We start from the raw sequence: 23,178 nt of genomic DNA on the forward strand, positions 1-23,178 counted from the left end.
GTTGGTGACAGCCCTCGAATCAGCTGACTACTTGACGGCAGCCTTGAGCTTGGAGCCGGCGGTGAGCTTGACGCTGCTGCCTGCTGCAATCTCGATGGTTTCACCCGTCTGGGGGTTGCGGCCGGTGCGTGCTGCACGCTCGGTGCGCTCGACTGCCAACCAGCCCGGGATGGTGACCTTGACGTCGTTCTTGGCGGAGGAAGCGAGAACGTCGAACAGGGCATCCAGCACGCTGTTCACGGCAGTCTGGCTGGTGTCAGCCTTCGCTGCTACCTCGGCCACCAGTTCGCTGCGGTTCTTGGTCTCTTTCTTAGCCAATGTATGTCCTCCTGGACCTCGTACGGATTATTCAGAACCTCACCGTTCTGGCGAAGCTTCTGGAGGAAAACCTACCAGCTTCAATCGCAAAGTCCCGCAGATTAGGGGACTTTTACCCGGTTTTTGGCCTTATTCAGGCCAATTCCACGCACCGAGACGGCCTCTGAGGATGTACCGGTCCGCTTAAAGCACTCAGGACAGCGACCGGAGTCGCCGTCCTGAGTTGTACTTCAACGGGGCAGTCTCAGCCCTGGCTGCTTACCAGCTGGACTTGGTTACACCGGGCAGTTCGCCGCGGTGCGCCATGTCACGGAAGCGAACACGCGAGATGCCGAACTTCTGGAGGGTGCCGCGGGGGCGTCCGTCGATCTGGTCGCGGTTACGCAGGCGAACCGGCGAAGCGTTGCGGGGCAGCTTCTGCAGGCCGAGGCGTGCGGCCTCACGTGCCTCGTCCGTTGCGTTTTCATCAACAAGGGTCTTCTTGAGCTCGAGGCGCTTGGCAGCGTAGCGCTCAACAATGACCTTGCGCTGCTCGTTACGAGCAATCTTTGACTTCTTAGCCATGTTTAGCGCTCCTCTCGGAATTCGACGTGCTTGCGGATCTTGGGGTCATACTTCATCAGAACCATGCGGTCCGGGTCATTACGGCGGTTCTTGCGGGTCACATAGGTGTACCCGGTACCGGCCGTGGACTTCAGCTTGATGATCGGACGTACGTCTTTGTCCTTTGCCATTAGAGCTTCACTCCCCGCGCCTGGATCTCGGCGACGACGGCGTCAATACCGCGCACGTCGATGGTCTTGATGCCACGGGCTGAAACCTGCAGCGTTACATTGCGGCGCAGGGACGGAACCCAGTAGCGCTTCTTCTGAATGTTCGGGTCGAACCTGCGCTTGGTGCGCCGGTGCGAGTGCGAGATGCTGTGCCCGAAGCCCGGCTCGGCCCCAGTCACTTGGCAGTGAGCTGCCATGACGATCCTCCAAATGTTGAAAAAAGCAGGTGAACAGACAGTTCTACCTGCCGTGGAATGCGTTCAGGGACGTCACCGTCATGACGGTCAAAAGACCGCCGGATGTTCGCGATAAGAGCGCAACCTGAGCCCCTAACTACCGGCCTTCGGAAGAAGAAATCTCCCGCCAGCCGGAGCAATTGCGCACGCTCCGCCACCTGATGCCCTTCTATTCTAGGAGCGAGCAGGCATTAAGACCAATCGCGGGAGCCTCAGCTGCCGTCCGACTCGTCCGGGCGCGTCGCGTTTCCATCGACGTCAACGACGGTGATCGCGTCCGATTCCCCGAGCTCCTGACCGTGAGCAACCTGGGCGTTGGCATCGACAATGGTCCAGCGCAGCACCGCACCGGCGGCAATGTGGGCACCATTCAGCACCACCGAATGCTCGACGACGGCGCCCTCCTCCACCACTGCGTCCGGCCCGATCACGCTGTGCCGGACGTTTCCGGAGATAGTGGCACCCGGGGAGATGAGGCTTGATCCCACCTGCGCGGTATCAGTGATGAAAGCAGGCAGGCGGCGCGGGCTGGCGCTCAGGATCGGCCACGCGGGATCATCGAATGCCAGACCGTCCCCAGCGAGCAGGTCCATGTGTGCACGGTGGTAGTTCTTCGGTGTGCCGAGGTCCAGCCAATAGGACTCGAGGCGATGCTCGGCGACGGTGAAGTGCTCCACCAGATGCGGGATGAGCTGGTCACCGTAGTCCTTCAGCTCGCCGTCGCGCTGGTGCAGTTCGGCCAGCGTGTCCAGCAGCACGTCCGTGGAATAGAGGAAGATCTCCGCCGCCACCACATCGGTGCGGGGTTCCTCGGGCTTGTACTGGAATCCTGTGACCCTGCCGTTCTCCACCTCCGCTACACCATGTTGGGAGGCATCGCCGTCGAACTGCGTGGTGACCATCGTGAGGACAGCACCGGTCTCCTGATGGGTTTTCACCACGTCGCGGTAGTCGAGCTGGTAGAGGTGGTCTGCACTGAGTACAAGCACCAGATCCGGATTGAATTCGCGGATGAATTCCGCCTGCCGGTAGAGGCCGTCCGCATTGCCCGCTGCGAACCCCTCGCCGTGGTCCCCCTGAAAGGGCGGTAACACCCGCAGACCGCCGTTGGTGCGGTCGAGGTCCCAGGGGCGGCCGTTCGCGAGGTGGTCGTTGATGGACTTCGGCTGGTATTGCTCCACCACCCAGACATCCGAGATGTGACTGTGGTGGAGGTTGGACAGCGGGATGTCGATCAGCCGATAGGTTCCGCCCACCGGAACCACGGGTTTGGCCTTGCCGTCCGTCAGCGCACCCAACCTCCCGCCGGTACCGCCGGCGAGGATGATGGCCAGGACAGACGGCTCCGTCATGCCGATCCCACGGGCTGCGATTGCTTGAGGATCCAATGCGTCTCATCGAGCCGCGCGAGGATCTTCTTGCCCACCCGCTCGAGATCCGCGATATCCCGCTCATCAAGCCCGTCGAAGACCAGCCGGCGGACGTGCTCGACGTGCTCGAGCGCCAGTTCCTGCAGGTTGGTGAGCCCCTCGGCCGTGATGGTGGCTGTGGTGACCCGGAGGTCACGGGTGCTTTGGCTCCGCTGCACCCAACCGCGGTTCTCCAGTTTGGTGACCACATGACTCAACCGTGACAGCGAGGCATTGGAACGGCCCGCGAGTTCGCTCATGGGAAGTGTGCGCTCCTCAGCCTCGGACAGCATGGCAAGGACGTGATAGTCGAACAGAGTCACCCGGGCACGGCGGTTTAGGTCTGCGTCCAGCGTGCCCGGCAACAGCGTAGCCACCCCGTAGAGGGCAAGCCATGCCTGTCTTTCCGCGGGATTCAACCAGCGCGCGCCTGTCATGGTTCCCATTCTTTCAGAAGCGCCGCCGTCACGGGGACGTGGTTTCCTTTGTCCACACCGGATGGGTCAGCTCGGGATACTTCACGGTCACAGTGTCTCCGGAAGACTGCCCGCGCAGCCGCCTGCCCACCCAGGGCCCCAGGTAATCGCGGGCCCAGAGCGCGTCCGTCCGGAGCTGGGCGAGGCGGGTTGCTGCAGGCCGCGCTTCAAGCTCGGGAACCTCGATGCTGTGTGCGGCTTTCAGGACTTCCAGAACCCGGGCTGCCATCAGCGTGTGGCCGGCTGCGGCCATGTGCATTCGGTCCACGTCCCAGTACCCCCAGTTCTGGAATTCCCGCATCCGCCAGTAGTCCACGATCTCGGCATCATGCCGGTCAGCGATTTCACGGACGAGTTCGTTGTAGATCGCAGTCCGGCCCCGGGTCTTGGCGAAGACTGCTGATTTCGACGAGTCGAACCCCGTGAACAGCACCACCGCGGCACCGCTGGCGCGCAGGCGGGCGATTCCGGCGTCGTACTCTGCCAACAGTGCGTCGAGATCAATGGAGGGCCGCAGGATGTCATTGGCGCCGGCGTAGATGGTCACCAGCGTGGGCTTGAGCGCAAGCGCCGCATCCACCTGCTCACCGAGGATCTGCCGCATCTTGCGGCCGCGGATGGCGAGGTTGGCGTAGCCCCAGGACGGGTCGGCGAGAATCAGCTGCTCGGCGACGCGGTCAGCCCATCCCCGCACGCCATTGGGACTGCGTGGGTCCCAGTCCCCCACGCCTTCAGTGAACGAATCCCCGAGTGCGACGTAACGGTGAGTAAAAGAGGTGGTTTCTTCGCCCAATGCTCTTAGTCCTCTTTCCTGGAGCCGCTGTTCCTGGCATCGCTTCCGGAATCAGCTTCTGAGCTTTCCTGCTGGTGCTCGGCGTCGTACTCGTGCTGGGTGTGGTGCTCGGTCTCCCCATAGGAGCCGTTGAAGCCGGTGGTGCTGCCCGTAGCGCGCGTATTCGAAGGGTCGGGGAAAGTAGGAGACCCGCCGAAGGGGTTGCCCTCCTGCCCGCCGTTTTCCTGTCCCTTGGCTTCGTCTGCGCCGGGCTGATCCTGAGTCATGGCTCCTCCTTCTGTTTTGCCCACCCAGCATAGTCCCGCGCGGCCGCGCGTACACGTGACAGGCGCAGACGCTAAGCTCGGGAACAAACCCCTCGTCAGGAGAAAACCTATGACTTCCTTGCCGGATACCGAGTCTGAACAGCAGCGCACTCCTGAAGCCGAAGGCCAGCCGAAATCCCGGACCAGGCGCGCAGCCCTGATTCTCAATCCAGTCAAGCCCACCGACGAGGATATCCGGGCGATTGTCACCGAGCTGAGCCTCGAACAGGGCTGGGCGGAACCCCTGTTCCTGGAGACCACCGAGGATGACCCGGGCCACGGCCAGGCGCAGGAAGCGCTGAAGGCGGGAGTCGACGTCGTTATTGCAGCCGGCGGCGATGGCACCGTCCGGTGCGTGGCGGAAGAGCTGGCAGGCACCGCGACGGCACTTGGCCTGCTGCCGCTGGGCACCGGCAACCTCCTTGCACGCAACCTCGATATCGACGTCGATGATCCCCGTGGAGCCGTCGAAGCTGCGCTCGGAGGTACGGAGCGGATGATCGACGTTGTGCATGTGAACGTCGATAGGGCTCAGGACGCGCACGTTTTTCTGGTCATGGCCGGGCTGGGCTTTGACGCGGCGGTGATGGCGGATACCCGGGATGACCTGAAGGACAAGGTGGGCTGGCTTGCCTATGTCGACGCCGGCATCCGGAACCTTCCCGGAAAGCCGTCCAAGGTTTCCATCTCAATTGACGGCGGCAAGCGTGTCACCCGCCGCCTGCGCAGCGTCATGGGCGGAAACTGCGGCAAGATCATGGGCGGGCTGGAAATCTTCCCGGGCGCGAAACTCAATGACGGACTGCTGGACATCATGACCATTGCGCCGAGCGGAAAGTTAGGCTGGTTTGCTGTACTCGGCAAGCTCCTTGCGCGTGGAAAGGGCAAGGACCCCTCACTCGAGTACTTCCAGTGCAAAACTGCCGAGGTGGAGTCTGAGACCCCGCTGGAAATCGAGCTGGACGGAGACTCCCTGGGCAAGGGCACACACATGGCTTTCCGGGTGGAGCCGAACTCCCTGAGGCTGCGGATGCCCTACGGGAAGAAGGACCCGGCGATCCTCGCCGACCCGACGCCGTAAGGCGCTTTAGCCCTCGGCTTGGGTAGCGCCCGTGTGTACTAGCCCTCGGCTTTGCCCTGGCGCCAGTAGCCCATGAACGCGACCTGCTTGCGGTCGATGCCGACGTCGCGCACCAGGTAACGGCGCAGGCCGCGCACCACCGCTGCTTCGCCCGCGATCCACGCGTAAAAGGGCAATGCGCCGGAGGGCCTGTCCGGGTTGAGGGAGCCGTCAAGGGCAGCTGCGTCCAGGAGTTGCGGGGTCTCCCACAGGATGGTCTTGTCGACGTCGATGTCCTCCGGTTCCGGCCCGGCTGCACGCTCCGGTCCGCCCGCCCTGCCGGCTGCTGCAGCGAGCGCCTGGCCGGACGGGGTGTCACTTCCGAGGCTGACGCGGAACGGTGCGGACAGGGATACCCAGCCCGGAACCCTGACGGCCTGCCGGACGGCGGCGTCGAGCAGTTCACCGTGCGGCCGGCCGCCACGCACCAGCCAGCTGATGCCTACCCCGGACCTGGTCTGGATGTCCTGGCAGTCCGAGCCATGCGGAACCTCCAGGAAAGCGTGACCCTTGATGTCCTTCGGCAGCGACTCGAGGATGGCGCTGATCGCCGGGACAGCGGTCTCATCGCCTGCAAGCAATACATTCTGGGCCAGCCCCGGACGCCACTCGATACCTCCGTAGGCGCCGGCAGTGGAGCAGCTTGCGGCATGGATGTTCGGCCCGATCAGCCACACCCGGTCCCCCGGTTCAGCCGCAGCGGCCCACTGGGAAGCCGGTCCGCCGTTGCCGGCTGCATCGAAGTGCATCACGAAGTCGACGTCCAGCTCGGGAGTCTCCTGATCACAGCGGGAATCACGGACCGTATAGGTGCGCATGTCACCGCGTTCTGACGGCTCAAGGGACAGCCACTGCTGGTACCAGCCGCTGCCCTCGCCGTCCATCAGGGCCCCCAGATCGGCACACTCGCCGTTGGCCGGCGGAATCATTACCTTGATGCGCAGGTCCAGGGTAGAACCCTGCACACCGAAATCCGACAGGCAAGCCCCGCCGAAGGTGATGCGCCGGAAGTTCGAACTGATGCGCTCCACGCGGTTCACCACCACGTTGAAGGCGCGGACAGCCGGGATGACCGCCTGATTCCCGGCGGAAGTCTTTGACGGTGCCGCCGCGCTGCGGTTACGGCGGGTACTGACTTCTGTCACGATGCTGCCTCCATTGTCAGTGCGGGTAGCCCGTCCTGCGGGTTCGCTAAAAAACCCGCGATGCCATCCCGGGTGGTTTCTGTGGTTACGTTTTTCGGTGCTGAGTGGTGCCGCCCCAGGGGCACCACCATGGGAGTACCCGAGACGGGATCCGGAATGACGCGGGATTCCAGACCGAAGACGTCCGCCACGGTCGCCTCCGTAACAACCTCTGACGGTGGTCCCTCGGCAACAATCCGGCCGTCCTTCATTGCGATGAGGTGATCCGCGTACCGTGCAGCGAGGTTGAGGTCATGCAGCACAATGGCGACCGTTGTGCCGGCACTGCGGTTCAGGTCAGTGATGAGGTCGAGGACTTCCACCTGATGCGCCACGTCGAGGAAGGTGGTGGGCTCGTCAAGCAGCAGGATGTCGGTCTGCTGCGCCAGCGCCATCGCAATCCAGACACGCTGGCGTTGACCGCCGGACAGCTCGTCGACGTTGCGGTCAGCCAGTTCAATAGTGTCGGTGACGCGCAGCGCGGAGGCGACCGCGGCGTCGTCGTCCGTGTTCCATTGGCGGAACCAGCCCTGGTGGGGGTAGCGGCCGCGGCCCACCAGATCCACTACGGCGATGCCGTCCGGCGCGATCGGCGTCTGTGGAAGCAGGCTAAGGGTCTTCGCCACTGAACGGGTGGAGAGCGAATGGATGTCCTTGCCGTCCAGCAGCACAGTGCCGGCCGCCGGCTTGAGCAGCCGCGCCAGGCCGCGCAGGAGCGTGGACTTGCCGCATGCGTTCGCCCCGACGATGACGGTGACCTTCCCTGCCGGCAGTTCCACCGTCAGGTCTTCAACTACCCGGCGGTTGTCATACGCAAGGGTCAGATTTTCAGCGTGCAACCTCATGTCAGCCTCCCTGGCCTGAGCGGTTGGATGTAGCGAGCAGCCAGAGGAGGAACGGGGCGCCGAGGACGCCCGTAATTACTCCGACCGGCAGGGAGACACCCGGAATCAGGTTGGCACCCAGGAAATCTCCCGCGAGGACAAGCACGGCCCCGACCAGCGCGGCAGTCACCAGCGGGCGGTAGCCGCCGAGGAAACGCCGCGCGATCGGCCCGGAGAGGAACGCGATGAAGGCAACCGGTCCGGCTGCCGCCGTCGCAACCGCCGCCAGAAGTACGCCGGTGACAATGAGGGCCAGCCGTGAGCGCTCCACGTTCACGCCCAGGCCGGCTGCGGTGTCATCCCCCAGTTCCAGCCCGCGCAGCGAACGGGACAGTACGACGACGGCGGGCGTCAGGACCGCCAACGCAAGGAACAGTATGGTCACCCGGTCCCAGTTGCTCGAGTTGAGCGAGCCATTGAGCCACGTGAGTGCATCTGATGCAACCCTGATGTCGGTGCGCGTCAGCAGGAAGCTGACCACTGACTGCAGGACCGCTGAGAACCCGATACCCACCAGAATGAGCCGATAGCCGGCCACCGCGCCGCGCCGGGACAGGAAGTAGATGGCCAGGGCAACAGCGAGTGCTCCGGCCATCGCGAAACCGGACAGCACCAGGCCGGAAGCACCGAGGAACGCGATTGCGAAGACAGCTGACGCGCTGGCTCCGTAACTGATCCCGATGATGTCCGGGCTGGCGAGCGGGTTGCGCAGCATTGTCTGGAACACCGCACCGGCCACCCCGAAGGCGCCGCCGATCATGATGCCGATCAAAACACGCGGGATCCGGTTCTCCATCACGATGAAGCTGGCGCCCGGGATGTCGGCGCCTGCCACGATGCGGAAGAAGTCGGGGATGGTTACGGTGTAGCGGCCCAGCAGGAGCGTGACGGCGCTGAGGGCAACGACAAGGAATGCCAGTGCACCGATTTTCACCATGCGCCGGATGCGCAGGTGGCGGCGATTCGGGAGAACCAAAGTCTCGTTACCCGTACGTTCAGCGGTGGGGGTGGGGCGGGTGGCGAGGCTCATAGCTCGGCCATCTTCCGGCGCCGCACCAGCCAGATGAACACCGGAGCGCCGATGACAGCCGTGAGGATGCCAACCTGCACCTCGCCGGGCGGAAGGATGACGCGGCCAAGGATATCCGCGGACAACAGCAGAACCGGCGCCAGCATCATTGAGAAGGGCAGGATCCACCGGTAGTCAGGACCCGTGAACGAGCGCACCATGTGCGGGATGACCAGCCCGATGAAGCCGATCGGGCCGGCAGCCGCGGTAGCGGCTCCACAGAGTACGACGACGCCGAGTGCCGTGAGAGCGCGGGCTAGGGTGACGTTCTGGCCGAGTCCGCGGGCAATGTCATCGCCGAGGGACAGGCTGTTCAGGACCTTGCCGGTGAGCAGGGTGAGTATGAATCCAAACGCGAGGAACGGCAGCACCGGAACGATAACGTCCCAGCCTCGGCCGGCAACGGAACCCACCTGCCAGAACCGGAACGTATCGAAGGTCTGCTGGCTGGAGACCAGCACTGCATTGAGCAGAGAGACCATGCCCGCGGAGAGCGCTGCACCGGCGAGGGCCAGTTTCACGGGAGTGGCGCCGTCGCGTCCCAGGCTCGCGATCGCGTAGACGAGGACCGCGGCAACTGCGGCGCCGAGGAAGGCGAACCAGATGTAGCCGGTGAAGTTGGTGACGCCAAAGACGAAAATGCCGAGCACCACGGCGAGCGCTGCGCCGGAGTTGACGCCGAGGATACCGGGATCAGCGAGGGGGTTTCGGGCAACGCCCTGCATGGCTGCACCGGCCAGTCCGAGCGCGGCTCCGGCGAGCAGGCCCACGATGGTCCGCGGGATGCGGGAGGCCACCACGGCGTGGTCTCCGTTGGCAGGGTCGAAGGCGGTGAGTGCCTGGACCAGGGTTTCCATGCTGATCGGCCGGGCTCCGATCGCCAGGGACGCAGCACTGGCGATGACGAGGAGGACAATGGCAGCGATGAGCTTCAGGCCACGTGCTGATGGCCGCTTCGATGTGCGCTGCGGGGGGAGAACGGCCGAGGAGGCAGGCGCATCGAGTGCCATGCATGCCTCCTTGAGCCAACACCTGAATTCGCCGGACGATCACCGGAACGGACTTAAGTAAGGCTAGCCTATGCATGGCTGGATTAGGAAACGGTTATGTTCCCTATTTCTGGAAACATAACCCGGAAATTTTGTGCAGCTCCGGTGAGCCCGACGGCTGCCGGACTCACCAGAGCTGCACAAAATTTCCTGTCAGGGAGCAGCGGTCGGCGCGGTTCCGCGCCCGAACGGGCTGCCGCCCAGGCGTTCGCGCTGGTGCTCGCTGTGCCAGTTCTCCAGGGAGGGACCCTTCGGCACGATCTGCGTGGGATTGATGTCCTCATGCACGATGTAATAGTGCTTCTTGATCTGCTCGAAGTCGATGGTGTCTCCGAAGCCCGGCGTCTGGAAGAGGTCCCGCGCGTATCCCCACAATGCGGACATCTCGGTCAGTTTGTTCCGGTTGCACTTGAAGTGCCCGTGATAGACCGGGTCGAAGCGCACCAGGGTGGTGAAGAGCCGCACATCGGCTTCGGTGATTGAATCGCCGACGAGGTAGCGCTGGTTGGTCAGACGCTCCTCAAGCCAGTCCAGCGCCGCGAAGAGACGGTCATAGGCATCGTTATACGCCTCCTGCGAGCCGGCGAAACCGCACCGGTACACGCCGTTGTTGACCTCGGTGAACACCCGCTTGTTGACGGTGTCGATCTCTTCACGCAGCTCCTCCGGGTAGAGCTCCGGAGCTCCCTCGCGGTGGTATTCCTTCCACTCAGTAGAGAAGTCCAGGGTGATCTGCGGGAAGTTATTGGTGACCACGGCGCCGGTAGGGACATCGACAATCGCGGGCACGGTAATGCCGCGCGGGTAATCCGGGTCCCGTTTGAAGTACGCCTCCTGGAGCCGCTCGATCCCGAGCACCGGATCCTTGCCGTCCGGATCAAGATCGAACGTCCAGGAGCGTTTGTCATGCGTAGGCCCGGGCGTTCCAAGCGAGATAGCTTCCTCGAGCCCGAGGAGCCGGCGCACGATGATTGCCCGGTTGGCCCAAGGGCAGGCGCGGGCGGCGATGAGCCGGTAACGGCCTGGTTCCACCGCAAAACCGTCGGCACCGTCCCGTGTGATCCGCGTTTCGATGTAGGCCGTATCCCGCTTGAATTCCTTGCCGGAGTCCACGTACGCGCCCTTCGTGCTGTGTTCGGATTCGCTCATGGTGCCACCCTAGTGGCTGGATTCGCCGCTGGAGCGCAGTTTCTCGAGCAGCGTCGAGCAGGCAGCTTCGCAGCGGCGGCAAGCCTCCGCGCAGATCTTGCAGTGATCGTGCATGGAGGCGTGCCGCTCGCATTCTTCAGCACAGTTCCGGCAGGCCTGCAGGCACGCCTCGAGCAGCGGCGCCAGCACGGCGGGATGGTGGCCACCCTGGCGCTGGAGCATCCGGGCAGTGGCCAGGCAGATGTCAGCGCAATCCTGGTCCGTTCGGATGCAGTGCCGAAGGTCAGCAATACCCTCCTCGCCGAGACACGCGTCTGCACAGCTGCCGCAGGATGCCACACAGTCCAGGCATGCCTCAATGGCGATTGCGAGGTCTCCGGCCTCCAGATGCCCGGAGGGGTGCGGGTGGGCGATGATCATGTCTGCAATATGGGTCATGACTTACTCCTTGTCCGGGCATCGCGATCGCGTCCGTACTTCTGGCGCAGTTCGCGTCCCTTGTCTACCAGTTCGATCTGCTTGTCGCGCTTCTTCTCCGCGGCCTTGGTGTCCCGCGGAGGAAGTTGCACTGTCTCTTCCGCCTCAATTCCCGCCTGCAGTTCGCGGCCGCGTTCCAGCTCGGCATCGAACTCCGCTCCGAAGAGCAGTGAGAGGTTCGCGAGCCACAGCCACAGCAGGAAGATGATGACGCCGGCAATGGCGCCGTAAGTCTCCTGGTAGCTGCCGAATCTGGACACGTAGAAGGAGAATCCGAACGTTGTGAGGGCAAGCACCAGAAGCGCGATGAGTGACCCAATACTCACCCATTTGAATTTGGGCTGCTGCAAGTTCGGCGTCGCGTAGTACAGCACCGCGATCATCAGCACTGCGAAAAACACCATGACCGGCCACTTGGCGATGTTCCAGATAGTCAGGGCTGTTGAGCCGAGACCGATTGCGCCGCCGATTGCTTCGGCCACCGGCCCGGAGAGGATCAGCAGCAGCGCCATCAGGACCACCAGGAGCAGTACGACGACGGTGATCAGCAGCATGACGGGACGCAGCTTCCAGAACGGGCGCCCTTCCTCAACCTCGTAGACCCGGTTCATTGCCCGCGAGAATGCGTTGACAAATCCCGAAGCCGACCACAGGGCGCCAAGGAGGCCGATGACGAACGTCAGGCCTGCGGTCTCCGACGAGGCCAACTGCGTAATGACGGGTTCAAGCGTGGTTTCGGCCTGCGACGAGACGTTCCCGAGAATGTTGAGCACGGTGTCCGTGGTGGTGCCGGCCTGTCCGAAGAACCCAAGGATGGAAACCAGCGCCAGCAACGCCGGGAAGATCGCCAGGACTGCGTAGTACGTCAGTGCAGCCGCTAGGTCCGTGCACTGGTCCTTGCCGAACTCGCTGACGGTCCGTTTGAAGACGTAGCCCCAGGCCGGCTTGGCAAGGTCAGTCGGTGCGTCCGGTTTTCGCGAGTCATCAGGGTGGGGGCTCGAGGCCGCCTTGGCTTGCGTGGCTTCCTCCGCCGAATCCGCTTTCGCGGGATCTTTAGTGGTCACGTTTCTACCTCCGGTTCAGAATTGCCTACACCAACCGAACCATAAGGATACTTACTATTGCAATAAGTGGTCGACCCTTTAGTGTGGGTTTCAGGCCGCACATCGATTGAAGGGTTCCACATGCGCATCGCTGTTATCGGGGCAACCGGCAACGTAGGGACGGCGCTCCTCCGCCGCCTTCAACAGGCCCGGCTGGAAAACCCGGACATTGAGCTGGTTGGCATCTCCCGGAGGAAGCCTTCGCAGGATCACGCTCCCTACGGCGGCGTCGAGTGGCACACGGCCGACGTCGGCACTGACGCCGGGCGCGCAAAGCTTACCGACGCGCTGAAGGGGACTGACGCCGTCGTATATCTTGCCTGGGCCATCCAGCCCAACCGGGATGAGGAGGCGATGCACCGCACCAATGTGACCGGCACGGAAAACGCGCTGCATGCAGCCGCGGACGCCGGCGTACGGCACTTCGTCTGCGCATCCTCGGTGGGGGCGTACAGCCCTGCGCGCAAGGATCAGGTGGTGACTGAAGATTGGCCGACCGGCGGTATCGCAACGTCCCACTACAGCCGGCACAAGGCCGAGCAGGAGGCCCTGCTGGACGCGTTCGAACGGGACTTTCCGGAGATTCCTGTGGCGAGGGTGCGTCCCGGCCTCATTTTCCAGGCCGACGCCGGCGAGGAAATCGGGCGGTACTTCCTGGGGCCGCTCATCCCGAAAGCCATACTCAACAAGCTGAGCCTGCCGGTGTTGCCGATTCCCTCGGAGCTTGTGTTCCAGGCGGTGCACGCGGCGGATATGGCCGATGCCTACTGGCGGATTGTCGACCAGCGGGCTTCGGGGCCCTTCAACATTGCTGCGGATCCTATCCTGACGCCGCGTCTGCTGGGCGGCCTGCTGGGCGCGAAGCGCGTGTTCGATCTGCCGGTCCCCGTGCTGCGTGCGGTGGTGGCGGCGTCCTGGGCGCTGCACATCCAGGCGACTGATCCCGGGTGGATCGACATGGCCTCGCAGGCTCCGGTCATGAACACTGACCGGGCGCGCACGCTGCTCGGCTGGGAGCCTTCGCGGTCCTCGGTTGCGGCGATGCGCGAGGTGATTGACGGTCTGGCAGGTGGCGTGGGAGTGCACGGCTCCCCCAGCCTGCGTCCCGGTGGCTGACGGGCCTTATCCTCCGCCAGCGCCGAAGCCGTCCTCACCCTCGGAGGTGAGCCACTCGATCGCCTCCGCCTCATCGGTGAAGTACTGGCTGGGCGTGGCAGCGCGATAGTTGAAAGCGGTCATCACACGCGCCACCTCATCCGTTCCGAGGACCGCCGTACGGCTGGAGCACGTTTCCTCCAGCAGGAGGTTCCGGGCCGGCGCGCTTATCCCGTCGACGAGGTCAATGTGCACAAGCAGCGGACGCCTGCAGGAGGGCGAGACTGCCTCCACGGCCGTCACGCTCGCCTGCACGTCCCGCAGTTCCATGACTATTCCGGGGTTCCAGCACAGCCGAAGGAACGCGCCCTCGTCCGTCAGCTCGAAGCGCAGGCCGGCGTCGCGCAGATTGTCGTTGGAAATCGGTGCCATGATTCGGTTGTCCCCCAGCATTCACTGTCCCCCAGCATTTACATTTCAGATGTGTAGTGTCCCGGTGTCAGCAGCCAGTCAAGCGCGGCTTCCGGGTCAGAGAAATAACGCGTGGGGTATCGCGGACGGTGAACGCCGTCGAAGAACGCGGCAATCAGCCGGTCTACCGCTGTTGGTCCAACCAGTGCCAGCGCCTCCACGTTCAGGTGCTCAGCAAAGACAGTCTGCCCTGCGGCCTCCACCGAAACCATTGAGTTCAGGATCGCTAGCATCGGATCGCAGCGCCCCGGGTTCACTTCCTCCAGCCGCTGAACCAGATCCAGTGCATCCTGCTCGGTGACCGTGATGCCCTCGTTCCACTCCACGCGGACACAGCCGTTCTCGAGGGCAAGGGTGAAACGGCGGCCAGACTCCACTCCGTTCAACCCCTCCCGCGCTCAGCTGCTCCGGAGGCAAATGTATCCCACCTCACACGGCTGCGTCAGGATCCTGTGCGTGCCTCCCGCTCGTCGAGCACATCCTCGCCCGGTCCGCTGAAGTCCGCTCGTCTCTTCTCTGCCTCCGGGGAGCCGGTGAAGAGGCGGCCGTCGCTGGGGTGCTTGCCGGCGTCGTCGTTGGTTGCGCGGTTACTGGTTGGCGCAGCCGATGACGACGGCGACACCGCCTCCCAGCGCTGGCGCGGCAGCGCGTCGGGGAACCGGCTCTGGAGGAAGCCGACCATCTGCTCACGGACCAGGCACTGCAGGTCCCACAAAGCTCCGCTGTCTGCCGCGCTCACCAGGATCCGGGCGCGGACCATGCCGTCCGTGGCCTTGGTGATCTGAAGGGTGCCGGTGCGGTTGTCCCACAGCTCGGATGCGTCGAGGATCTCGCGCAACCGGACACGCATATTCTCGATCGGCACGCGCCAGTCGAGGTCCAGCTCAACTGTTCCCAGCAGCTCGGAGCGCCGGCGCGTCCAGTTCTCGAACGGTGTGGAGGTGAAATAGGTGGAGGGAAGAATGAGGCGGCGTTCATCCCAGGACTGGACCACCACGTAGGTCATGGTGATCTCCTCGATTGTCCCCATCTCGCCTTCCACAAGAACCACATCCTCCACACGGATCGCGTCCGTGAAGGCCAACTGCACTCCGGCGAACACGTTGCTCAGGGAGCTCTGGACGGCGAGCCCTGCGACGATCGAGATGAGACCGGCAGAGGCCAGAATTCCGGCTCCCAGCGCGCGGACCTCGTCGATGGTCAGGAGCACAGTGGCGAGCGTGAGGGTGATGATGACGGCAACTGCAACCCGCCGGGCGAGCATGATCTGCGTCTTGAGCCGCCGGGCACGCCGGTTATCGCGGCTGGAGTTTTCGTAGTGGCGCAACACCACCGTCTCGACGATCGAGAGCACCGTGACCAGCAGCCACGCGAGGGACACGATGAGCGCCAGCACCAGCGCGTAGTCCACGGGCGGGTACCAGGCGGTGTCCCGGGCGGTGGCGCCGAGGGCAATGCGGATGCCGAGAACCGCGAGTACAGCCTGCAGCGGAGCACGCGATTTCCGGGTGACCTCCTGAATCTGCGGCACTTTCCGGAGGGAACGTGTTGCCACCCGGCGCAGGATCCACCCCAGTACGACGGCGGCAAGTACCGCGCCCGCCACGGCCAGGAATGGGGTGAGCACCTCGAGAAAATCCATTCCCCTACCGTCTCAGATGTCCCCGGGGGTCAGTCCAATCCCGCTTCCACCTGTTGAGGACCGGACGGGCTGTTGAGGACTGGTCGGTACCTAGTAGAGGAAGATCGCAAACCACTCCCGGTTGTGCGCGTGCAGCAGTACGAGGAAGAGCACGAAATCGAACAGCAGGTGCACGCTCACGATGTAGCTCAGCGACTTCGTCTTCGAGAAGATCCACGCCTGAATGAGGGCGAACGGATAGATGAGGAACGGGCCCCACGAGTGGAAGCCCAACTCCCACAGGAACGAGGTGAACAGGACCGCCTGCAGGAGGTTGGCCTGCCAGTCGGGAAGATGACGGCGCAGCAGCGTGAACGCGGTGCAGATGAAGAACAGTTCATCCCAGATCCCCAGGACGTTGGTGCCGAGGAACAACCGCGCTATGGTTCCCGGGTCTGAGGCCGCCGGCCAGTTCTCGTAGACACCGGTTGGGATCATATAGACCGGCATGAGCACATACCCGATAACGACGACGGCAAGCAGGTACCAGCGTTCCGTCCGGTTCCATTTTTGGCCCGTCAGGACCGGGAAGCGGATGGCGTGGTCCCTGAACACGAAGCGGGACAGCAGGTAGGGCACCGCGACGGCCAGGATCATGGCCGTACCCATGACGGCCATGTGGCTGAAGCTGATGTCGGTGGTGATGGGGACGGCGCTGATGATGACGAGACCGATGGCCAGCAGCAGCAGATCCCTGAAAAGGCTCTTGCCATGCTGTGCTTTGCCGCTGAAGTAGGCAGTTGCCAGCGCTGCAGCAAGTATCAGATAGCCGGGAATCCTCTGCTCGAGCGCGAAGATGAGGAAGCCGGATGCGGATACGAGCGCGGCTGCGACGACAGGAAGTACCCGGGGGCGCGCGTCAAGGCTCGCCGTGGTGATCATGGTTTGAGCTTACGCCTTGCCCCGCTGTCACGGCGCACCCCTAGACTGTCGAAATGGTAGAGAACAGCGAACGCGAATCGCTCATCGCCGACACCCTGGTCGAGGCGTTCAAACCGTTGATGGAAGCGGACCCGCACGGCTTCCGGACCAAGTTCCGCAAGATGGCGGCTGATCCGTTCGCGTTCTACCGCGGCAGCGCCTGCCTGTTTTACGCGGACATGCGCGAGATGACGGATGAGTGGGCTGATGACAACACCAGCCGAATCTGGATTCACGGGGACCTTCACGCGGAGAACTTCGGCACCTACATGAGCAGTACGGGCCAGCTCACCTTCGACATCAACGACTTCGACGAGGCCTACCTCGGCCACTTTTCCTGGGACCTGCGCCGGTTCACAACCTCGCTGGCGCTGATGTGCTGGCAGAAGGCGCTTCCGGAGGAAGCCGTGCGCTCCCTGGCCCGCACGTACCTTTCCGCCTACCTCGACCAGGTGAAACATTACGACGACGCCGGGCAGGATGATTTCGCGCTTCACCTCGGCAACACCTCGGGCACCATTCACTCGGTGCTGCTTACGGCGCGCGCTTCGCGGCGCACCGATCTGCTCGACGCGATGACCTTCGTGGAAGACCACGAGCGCCACTTCCAGAACAACCGCAAGACCCGCAGGCTCGAGGAAGCGGAGCACGCCATGGTGGCGAAGGCGTTCGAGGAATACCTCAGCACCATTCCCGAAGACAAGCGGTCCCACAGGGAAATCTTCTACAACGTCAAGGACATCGTCGGCAGCTCGGGTTTCGGCATCGGCAGCGCAGGTTTGCCTGCATACAACGTACTCATCGAGGGTTTCAACGAGGCCTTGGAAAACGACATCATCATCTCGATGAAACAGGGAAACAAGGCCGCGCCCAGCCGCATCGTCACGGATGATCGGGTACGCTCGTACTTCGAGCATGACGGCCACCGCACTGTCATCAGCCAGCGGGCCCTACAGGTCCACACCGACACGTTCCTCGGCTATACCACCGTGGACGGCGTCGGGTTTGTGGTTGATGAGCTCTCCCCCTACAAGGCGGACCTGCGTTGGGATAACCTCACCGAGCCGGACGAGATTGAGCCAGTGCTCGTGGATTTGGGCAGGGCCACCGCCAAGGTGCACTGCGCCTCGGACGAGGACAGCGACCAGGACCTGGTGGACTTCCAGACGGAACGGGCCATCATGCAGGTAATCGAGGGGCGCCGTGAGGAGTTTATCGAGGACATCCTGACGTTCTCCCTCGACTATGCGCGGACGGTCCGTGATGATCACGCGCTCTTCGTCGATGCGTTCCGGGAAAACCGCATTCCGGGCGTTCCGTCCACCTGAGTGATTGTCTGCGCGAAAAGTTGCGGTCAGGAAGAGGTCGTTATGGATTTCGATGTACTGGTGATCGGGGCCGGCCCCGCGGGCATGGCGGCAGCAACACGGGCGGCAGAGCTGGGAGCACGTACCGCCGTCGTCGAGCGTGCGCGGCTGGGCGGAACCTGCGTGAACTCGGGCTGCGTGCCCACGCGGGTGCTCGCGAAAACCGCCCGCCTGTACCGGGAAGTACGCACTGCGCGGGACTACGGGATTGTGGTGCATGAGCCCGCCGTGGACTGGCAGCAACTGATTCGCCGGGTCCGAACCACCGTGGACCGCGTTCTGGATGCCAAGGGCTACGGCGAGGCCATGCAGCAGCTGGACATCACGCTGCTGAAGGGTGAGGCGTCCTTCACCTCACCGCATGAGGTGTCGATTGACGGGCGCCCGGTCAGCGCCGCCTCTGTCATCCTGTGCGTGGGCGGAAGTGCACGACGGCTTCCCATCCCGGGGGCTGAGCACGCGGTGCTTCCCTCCGATGTCCTCGACCTCCCCGAACTGCCGGACTCAGTCGCGATCATCGGCGGCGGTCATACCGGCGCGCAATTGGCCACCATCTTTGATGCCCTCGGCTCAAGGGTCACCCTGCTGGACCTTGCGCCGCGCATCCTCACCACCGAGGACCACGACGTCTCCACCGCCGTCACGGACGGCTTCCGTTCCCGCGGCGTGACCGTGGATGTCGGCATCGGCGGTGTGGACGGCATCAAAAAGCATGACGACGGCGCCCTGGAGATCCGCTGGCAGGGAACCGGCGGCGCGCAGTCAGCACGCGTGGGAGCGGTCATCATGGCAGCCGGCTGGCCCGCGAACATCTCTGGTCTCGGGCTGGAGGCTGCGGGCGTCGCCACCGCCCGGGGAGCCATACCGGTGGACAACTACCTTCGGTCAAGTGTGCCGCACGTCTTTGTTGCCGGTGACGCTAACGGAACCTCCATGCTGGTGCAGGCGGCAGTCTTCGAGGGTGAAACAGCTGCGGAGAACGCGGTCCTGGGCGCACACCGCACCACACCGCACCATCTGCTCCCTGAGGGAGGCTTCACGGATCCGGATTACGCGGGGGTGGGACTCACCGAGGCGATGGCCCGGGAGCGGGACGCCCAGTGCGCCGTCGTCGTTGTTCCCTATGGCTCCGTGGAGCGTCCCATCATTGATGACCGGGAGCAGGGGTTCCTGAAACTGGTCACCGACAGGCACCGCGAGCTGATCCTTGGTGCGCACGCGGTGGGCGAGAATGCGGTAGAGGTCATTCAGGCCGTTGCGTCCGCAATGGCGGCCGGTACTGATGTCGCCACGCTGGCCCGCGTGAAGTTCGCCTACCCTACCTACAGCTCAATCATTGGCCACGCTGCACGCAAGGCGGTGCGGGGAGCAGGGAAAGACTCCTGGTGACCCGACTGCTACTGTGGGACGAGCATCACTACAAAGCTTGCTTATCAACGGGCGACGGCAGAAAGCCGCAGCATCGTCACGAGGGCAGTCAGGAGTAGCCATGGGCAGCGCGGAGAAGAAGTTTTCAGTTACCGAGGAGTCGGACAGCAAGCACCCACAGGACTGGGGCCGGGCCATGGCCGTGGCAATCAGCCGTCTGGTGGAGTTGGCCCACGAGGCCGGGGATGTCGTAGAAGACGAGAACCTCTATGGGGAAGATCTGCACCTGTACCTCAGTGAAACCGAGGAGGGTGCAAACATCACGATGTCCTGGACCCCAAGGGCGTCGGCATCATCCGCATCGCCGGAACAGCCCGGGCAGGAGCTCGGATGAGCAGCCAGAATCCGGATCCGGAGAAAGACAAGGTCACCGGACTGGAGCCGGGCGGCGGCGTTCCGCCGGGTGAGACTCCTCCGGCAGAGGCGAGCACCGGTGGGCCGCAGGGTCACGAGGAAGGTGCACCCGGGAAGGCCGCGTCCCGCATCTGGTTGGTGCTGATCGGTATCTTCGTTTTGCTCGGCCTGCTGTTCTTTGTCGGTTATATCGTCGGGCTGTTCGACTAGGCCTGTTCGGTCAGGCGCTCTATTCCACAGCGAAGCGGCCGAAACCCATGGGGGACGGCCGCTTCACTGTTGCAATCTCAGACCCGGTAGTAGTCCCGCAGGGAAGCCTCCTGGTCAGCGGTCAGGCCTTCCTCTACCGTCAAGTCCGGTGAATCCTTGATGGCGTCCTTGGACACTGCGACATAAAGGTTCTCGCCATCAATCCGGGCGCCTGCGAGCGGCACGAAGTGCTCCCGCGTGTTCAACAGACCGAGACCAACACTCACCCAGGCCGGCTCGTTCGAGAGCCCGTCGAGATGCACCTGGGTGACGTTCCCGAGTTTTTCTCCGCTGGCATCCCATGCCGTGGCGGCCTGCAGTTCTTCCAGTTCCAGGTTGTCCATGATGCCTCCGAGCTTCGATGAGAAGTACCCTGACCATTCCAGTGCATGAGGCTCAGAAAGGCAACGATGGAGCTCTCGCTGGACCTACGGAAAGGGCGCCCCACCGAAGTGGAACGCCCTTCCGCCGGCGCGTGCCGGCGTCGTACTGGTGTTGCCTGCCCTACTGGTGTTGCCTTGAGCGTTAGGCTGCTTCGGCGGCTTCTGCTGCTTCGTTGATCATCGGAAGCCACTTGTCCAGCGCCCAGACCAGGGACAGTGGGCTGGCGGCGGAGATGGACAGGGTGAGGGTGTTGTCGGCATCCGCGACGAGCGCGCCTGACTCCACAGCCGGAATCTGGCTCAGCAGCGGGTCTGCGAAGATTGCTTCCTTGGTGGCCTCGTCCGGAACCCAGGTCACGAAGATGTCGGACTCAAGCTCATCGGCACGCTCGGCTGACCAGGGAATGAAGAATTCCTCTCCGGTGGCGTTCTCTTCAACGACGCTGGCCATCTCCATTCCAATCTGGGTGAGGAAACGGGGGCGGTTGTCGCTGGCCGTGTAAATATTCACGCCCTCGGAGTTGGCCGGCTCCAGATTGCCGAAGATGAACGTCTTGCCGGCGATGGCTGGGTACTCGGCCGCGGCCTCGGCGATCTTGTCTTCGGTCTCGCTGACCAGCTGTTCAGCCTCTTCAGTCAGGCCAAGCGCCTTACCGATCATTGCGGTGGAATCCTGCCACGCGGTGCCGTAGGCAACCTCGGGGTAGGCAACAACGGGGGCAATCTCGCTCAGGGTGTTGTAATCCTCTTCGGTGAGACCGGAATAGGCCGCGAGGATGACATCGGGGTTGGTGGCAGCGATCTCGTCGAACGCAATTCCATCAGCCTCGGAGTACTGGACGGGCGCGTTCTCGGTGCCGATGGCAGCACCGAGCTCTTCCAGCTTGGCGTCCTTCCACGGGACGGAGCCCTGCTCGTTTCCGCCGTACTCATTGACCGGCATTCCAACGGGCACCACGCCGAGCGCCAACGCAATATCATCATTGACCCAGGACACCGTTGCAACGCGTTCAGGCTTTTCCTCGAGAACGGTCTCACCAAAAGCGTGCTCGATGGTGACGGGGAAGACATCAGCAGAGCCGGCCTCATTGGCTCCGGCTGCTTCCGAGCCGCCGCCTGCCGGACCGGTTGAGCATGCGGAGAGGGACAGTACCGCGATGGCTGCTGCGGCTATCAGACCGCGCACACGGGTGGGGGCCATGAGGGCTCCTTGACTTTCGAGACGGCGTGAACGGACCGTCGGAATGGTTACGAAAGTAAGGCTAGCCTACGCTTGGTGCTATTACGAAATGTTTGTGTTGCGTAATAGGCGCCTGGCCCCTAGTTCCGGGCTTTACGGGTCTCCCGCTCATTGGCCTTCTGGATGGCGTCGACCAGTTCCTTCTTGGTCATGGTTGAGCGCTTGGGAATCTCAAGCTTTTTCGCAACCTCGTAGAGGTGCTCCTTGGTGGCATTGGCGTTCACCCCGCCGGCGGTTTCCTTCGCCGTTCCGCGACCGCCTTCCGCCTGCTCATCGGAGGGTCCCTTGGCGTCCTTCTGCTCCCAGTGGTCGCCAACCTTCTCATGGGTGTGTTTCAGGGCGCTGTACGCAGTGCGGTGCGCCCGTTCGCCGTCACCGTACTGTTCCTCCGCGGAGTCGAGCGTCCGGGCATAGGTTTCCTGTGCCAACTTGTCCGACCGCTGCAGAGTGCTGGGCAGCTCGTTTGTCTTGACCTTGCCTGACTTCGTTACCTTCGGCATTGCTTTTCGCTCCTTCCATGGCGGGTGGGGCTCGCACTTTCGAGGCTACCGCTGAGCGCCGGCTTTTACACGAACGACCCTGCCGGCCCGGCTGCTACCTCCGCCAGGTACTTGGCGAGCGCATCTGGCGCTGAGCGCGGCGCTTCAGCCTCCACCAGTGCGTTGTAGTTGGTGTTGGTGTTCACGTCATAGGTCAGTACGCGCCCCTCTGCGGTTTCCATAAATTCGATTCCGCACACCTCGATGTTGTTCCGTCGGGCAAATTCGACGTACTTCTCTATGATCGGATGGTCGAAGTCACGGCGGAGGCTGAAGAGCTGCTGGCCGGCAACAGGTTCAATGGTGGCCCCCGGTGGCATGATCGGCTTTCCCGTGGCGGGATCGATGGCGCAGGCGTCCGCCGGGCAGAGCTGGAAACCGCCGCGGGCTGTATCCGCCTGAATCGCGTAGATGAACTCGCCGCCCACAATCTCCACACGCGTGATGATCGGTTCGGCTGCCTGGATGAATTCCTGGATCAGCGTGATGCCGTCCTGCGGCTCCTCGAATTCATCCGACACCACATACTCGGCCAGTTCGGCGTGGCTCTCGAATTTGCGGACTCCCAGGCCCTTCCCGCCCTGATTGTGTTTGGTGATGAAGGGGGCCTGGAAACCCTCCGCCGCGTCCAGGATTCGATCGCGTCCAATGGCCGCGACCGTCCGGGGCGTGTCGATGCCCGCCGCTTTCAACGCCGTCAACTGGTCTACCTTGCTCATCTCAAGCTCAAGGACCCGCCTGCCATTGATGGTCCGCCGGCCGTGAGCTTCGAGCCAGGACAGCACTGCCCGCGCATAGTCCTTGGACAAATCATGGTTCCGCGTATGCGCTGAAGCGCTGATCCGCGACCAGAAAATACCTTCCGGGGGCGTCGAGTCGAGGTCCAGCACGCCGTCGGTCAGCAGCCACTCCTCGAACTGGAGCCCCTCCTGCTCGAAGGCACGGGCAAACGGAGGAAACCACTCGGGGTTCTCGTGCAGGGCGTAGATCTTTGGAGCTTCCGACGTAGTCATGTTCGGTGCAACCTCTCTCTCGAAGGGGCTATTCCACCTCGCGCCTCCCACCTGGACCCCAAAAGCGCCGGGGAGTGGCACGATCGTGGGGA

The 23,178-nt window shown here is 63.4% G+C and carries 29 protein-coding genes; 6 read left to right on the forward strand and 23 right to left on the reverse strand.

Features of this window, described 5'->3' with window-relative positions; genetic code table 11:
- Positions 1 to 27: 27 nt before the first annotated feature.
- The 8 genes from ACZ2GY_RS13960 to ACZ2GY_RS13995 all read right to left on the reverse strand — a co-directional run bounded on the left by ACZ2GY_RS13960 (position 28) and on the right by ACZ2GY_RS13995 (position 4,271).
- Positions 28 to 318, reverse strand: a complete 291-nt coding sequence (locus ACZ2GY_RS13960) for an HU family DNA-binding protein (RefSeq protein ID WP_056544463.1) — start codon at positions 316 to 318, stop codon at positions 28 to 30.
- A gap of 258 nt (positions 319 to 576) precedes the next feature.
- Entirely contained in the window at positions 577 to 882 is a 306-nt protein-coding gene (gene rpsN / locus ACZ2GY_RS13965) for a 30S ribosomal protein S14 (protein WP_026545363.1), read from the reverse strand.
- Positions 883 to 884: 2 nt separating this feature from the next.
- The gene (gene rpmG / locus ACZ2GY_RS13970; protein WP_019481734.1) at positions 885 to 1,052 is read right to left on the reverse strand and encodes a 50S ribosomal protein L33; all 168 of its coding nucleotides are present in this window, start codon (positions 1,050 to 1,052) and stop codon (positions 885 to 887) included.
- A complete protein-coding gene (gene rpmB / locus ACZ2GY_RS13975; protein ID WP_026545364.1) occupies positions 1,052 to 1,288 on the reverse strand; it encodes a 50S ribosomal protein L28 in 237 nt (78 codons plus the stop codon). The genes rpmG and rpmB overlap by 1 nt, the downstream gene beginning before the upstream one ends.
- Before the next feature lie 251 nt (positions 1,289 to 1,539).
- Positions 1,540 to 2,679: a glucose-1-phosphate adenylyltransferase family protein gene (locus ACZ2GY_RS13980; RefSeq protein WP_471672156.1), complete on the reverse strand. Its 1,140-nt coding sequence runs from the start codon at positions 2,677 to 2,679 to the stop codon at positions 1,540 to 1,542.
- Complete coding sequence (locus ACZ2GY_RS13985; protein ID WP_056546511.1) at positions 2,676 to 3,173, reverse strand: MarR family winged helix-turn-helix transcriptional regulator; 498 nt, start codon at positions 3,171 to 3,173, stop codon at positions 2,676 to 2,678. Before ACZ2GY_RS13985 ends, ACZ2GY_RS13980 begins: the two co-directional genes overlap by 4 nt.
- Positions 3,174 to 3,201: 28 nt before the next feature.
- Positions 3,202 to 4,005, reverse strand: coding sequence for an SGNH/GDSL hydrolase family protein (locus tag ACZ2GY_RS13990; RefSeq protein WP_277357397.1), 804 nt, complete (start codon positions 4,003 to 4,005; stop codon positions 3,202 to 3,204).
- Between the two features lie 5 nt (positions 4,006 to 4,010).
- Entirely contained in the window at positions 4,011 to 4,271 is a 261-nt protein-coding gene (locus ACZ2GY_RS13995; RefSeq protein ID WP_471672157.1) for a hypothetical protein, read from the reverse strand.
- A 109-nt stretch (positions 4,272 to 4,380) separates the two neighbouring features.
- Here ACZ2GY_RS13995 and ACZ2GY_RS14000 point away from each other — a divergent pair, with 109 nt between their 5' ends.
- Complete coding sequence (locus tag ACZ2GY_RS14000) at positions 4,381 to 5,391, forward strand: diacylglycerol/lipid kinase family protein (protein ID WP_471672158.1); 1,011 nt, start codon at positions 4,381 to 4,383, stop codon at positions 5,389 to 5,391.
- 38 nt (positions 5,392 to 5,429) lie between these two features.
- On the opposite strand, the gene ACZ2GY_RS14005 is transcribed toward ACZ2GY_RS14000, so the two are convergent.
- The 7 genes from ACZ2GY_RS14005 to ACZ2GY_RS14035 form a co-directional block, all read right to left on the reverse strand.
- Positions 5,430 to 6,575, reverse strand: a complete 1,146-nt coding sequence (locus tag ACZ2GY_RS14005; protein ID WP_471672159.1) for a siderophore-interacting protein — start codon at positions 6,573 to 6,575, stop codon at positions 5,430 to 5,432.
- On the reverse strand, positions 6,572 to 7,459 hold the full coding sequence (locus ACZ2GY_RS14010; RefSeq protein ID WP_471672160.1) for an ABC transporter ATP-binding protein: 888 nt from the start codon (positions 7,457 to 7,459) through the stop codon (positions 6,572 to 6,574). Before ACZ2GY_RS14010 ends, ACZ2GY_RS14005 begins: the two co-directional genes overlap by 4 nt.
- Position 7,460: 1 nt before the next feature.
- Positions 7,461 to 8,528: a FecCD family ABC transporter permease gene (locus ACZ2GY_RS14015; RefSeq protein WP_428831002.1), complete on the reverse strand. Its 1,068-nt coding sequence runs from the start codon at positions 8,526 to 8,528 to the stop codon at positions 7,461 to 7,463.
- Complete coding sequence (locus ACZ2GY_RS14020; protein WP_471672161.1) at positions 8,525 to 9,577, reverse strand: FecCD family ABC transporter permease; 1,053 nt, start codon at positions 9,575 to 9,577, stop codon at positions 8,525 to 8,527. Before ACZ2GY_RS14020 ends, ACZ2GY_RS14015 begins: the two co-directional genes overlap by 4 nt.
- Positions 9,578 to 9,769: 192 nt before the next feature.
- Positions 9,770 to 10,765 carry a glutathione S-transferase family protein gene (locus ACZ2GY_RS14025; protein WP_056544484.1) on the reverse strand — a complete coding sequence of 332 codons (996 nt, stop codon included), beginning with the start codon at positions 10,763 to 10,765 and terminating at the stop codon, positions 9,770 to 9,772.
- A 9-nt stretch (positions 10,766 to 10,774) separates the two neighbouring features.
- A complete protein-coding gene (locus tag ACZ2GY_RS14030; RefSeq protein WP_056544487.1) occupies positions 10,775 to 11,203 on the reverse strand; it encodes a four-helix bundle copper-binding protein in 429 nt (142 codons plus the stop codon).
- The gene (locus ACZ2GY_RS14035; protein WP_056544491.1) at positions 11,200 to 12,306 is read right to left on the reverse strand and encodes a YihY/virulence factor BrkB family protein; all 1,107 of its coding nucleotides are present in this window, start codon (positions 12,304 to 12,306) and stop codon (positions 11,200 to 11,202) included. The genes ACZ2GY_RS14030 and ACZ2GY_RS14035 overlap by 4 nt, the downstream gene beginning before the upstream one ends.
- A 120-nt stretch (positions 12,307 to 12,426) precedes the next feature.
- On the opposite strand from ACZ2GY_RS14035, the gene ACZ2GY_RS14040 reads away from it, so the two are divergent.
- Positions 12,427 to 13,461, forward strand: coding sequence for an NAD-dependent epimerase/dehydratase family protein (locus tag ACZ2GY_RS14040; RefSeq protein ID WP_471672162.1), 1,035 nt, complete (start codon positions 12,427 to 12,429; stop codon positions 13,459 to 13,461).
- A 6-nt stretch (positions 13,462 to 13,467) separates the two neighbouring features.
- Here the strand turns inward: ACZ2GY_RS14040 and ACZ2GY_RS14045 are convergent, their stop codons facing one another.
- From ACZ2GY_RS14045 to ACZ2GY_RS14060, 4 genes are all read right to left on the reverse strand, one after another.
- Positions 13,468 to 13,893, reverse strand: a complete 426-nt coding sequence (locus ACZ2GY_RS14045; protein WP_471672163.1) for a DUF7793 family protein — start codon at positions 13,891 to 13,893, stop codon at positions 13,468 to 13,470.
- A gap of 17 nt (positions 13,894 to 13,910) precedes the next feature.
- The gene (locus ACZ2GY_RS14050) at positions 13,911 to 14,288 is read right to left on the reverse strand and encodes a DUF7793 family protein (protein WP_471672164.1); all 378 of its coding nucleotides are present in this window, start codon (positions 14,286 to 14,288) and stop codon (positions 13,911 to 13,913) included.
- Positions 14,289 to 14,353: 65 nt separating this feature from the next.
- Positions 14,354 to 15,553 carry a mechanosensitive ion channel family protein gene (locus tag ACZ2GY_RS14055; RefSeq protein ID WP_471672165.1) on the reverse strand — a complete coding sequence of 400 codons (1,200 nt, stop codon included), beginning with the start codon at positions 15,551 to 15,553 and terminating at the stop codon, positions 14,354 to 14,356.
- Between the two features lie 90 nt (positions 15,554 to 15,643).
- Positions 15,644 to 16,474, reverse strand: coding sequence for a CPBP family glutamic-type intramembrane protease (locus ACZ2GY_RS14060; protein ID WP_471672166.1), 831 nt, complete (start codon positions 16,472 to 16,474; stop codon positions 15,644 to 15,646).
- 53 nt (positions 16,475 to 16,527) lie between these two features.
- Between ACZ2GY_RS14060 and ACZ2GY_RS14065 the strand changes: the two genes are divergently transcribed.
- The 4 genes from ACZ2GY_RS14065 to ACZ2GY_RS14080 all read left to right on the forward strand — a co-directional run bounded on the left by ACZ2GY_RS14065 (position 16,528) and on the right by ACZ2GY_RS14080 (position 19,872).
- Positions 16,528 to 17,841: a DUF2252 domain-containing protein gene (locus tag ACZ2GY_RS14065; protein WP_277357408.1), complete on the forward strand. Its 1,314-nt coding sequence runs from the start codon at positions 16,528 to 16,530 to the stop codon at positions 17,839 to 17,841.
- 42 nt (positions 17,842 to 17,883) lie between these two features.
- On the forward strand, positions 17,884 to 19,269 hold the full coding sequence (locus ACZ2GY_RS14070; protein WP_471672167.1) for a dihydrolipoyl dehydrogenase family protein: 1,386 nt from the start codon (positions 17,884 to 17,886) through the stop codon (positions 19,267 to 19,269).
- A gap of 100 nt (positions 19,270 to 19,369) precedes the next feature.
- Positions 19,370 to 19,642, forward strand: coding sequence for a hypothetical protein (locus ACZ2GY_RS14075; RefSeq protein ID WP_277357410.1), 273 nt, complete (start codon positions 19,370 to 19,372; stop codon positions 19,640 to 19,642).
- Positions 19,639 to 19,872 (forward strand): DUF6480 family protein, encoded by a 234-nt coding sequence (locus ACZ2GY_RS14080; RefSeq protein WP_277357411.1) that lies wholly within the window; start codon positions 19,639 to 19,641, stop codon positions 19,870 to 19,872. The genes ACZ2GY_RS14075 and ACZ2GY_RS14080 overlap by 4 nt, the downstream gene beginning before the upstream one ends.
- 77 nt (positions 19,873 to 19,949) lie before the next feature.
- Here the strand turns inward: ACZ2GY_RS14080 and ACZ2GY_RS14085 are convergent, their stop codons facing one another.
- The 4 genes from ACZ2GY_RS14085 to ACZ2GY_RS14100 all read right to left on the reverse strand — a co-directional run bounded on the left by ACZ2GY_RS14085 (position 19,950) and on the right by ACZ2GY_RS14100 (position 23,086).
- Positions 19,950 to 20,255, reverse strand: coding sequence for a PRC-barrel domain-containing protein (locus tag ACZ2GY_RS14085; RefSeq protein WP_471672168.1), 306 nt, complete (start codon positions 20,253 to 20,255; stop codon positions 19,950 to 19,952).
- A gap of 181 nt (positions 20,256 to 20,436) precedes the next feature.
- Entirely contained in the window at positions 20,437 to 21,495 is a 1,059-nt protein-coding gene (locus tag ACZ2GY_RS14090) for an iron-siderophore ABC transporter substrate-binding protein (protein WP_471672169.1), read from the reverse strand.
- 119 nt (positions 21,496 to 21,614) lie between these two features.
- A complete protein-coding gene (locus ACZ2GY_RS14095) occupies positions 21,615 to 22,034 on the reverse strand; it encodes a ChaB family protein (RefSeq protein ID WP_471672170.1) in 420 nt (139 codons plus the stop codon).
- Positions 22,035 to 22,099: 65 nt separating this feature from the next.
- Entirely contained in the window at positions 22,100 to 23,086 is a 987-nt protein-coding gene (locus ACZ2GY_RS14100) for an ATP-grasp domain-containing protein (protein WP_471672171.1), read from the reverse strand.
- Positions 23,087 to 23,178 lie beyond the last annotated feature (92 nt).

Source organism: Arthrobacter sp. KKT183, assembly GCF_055657625.1.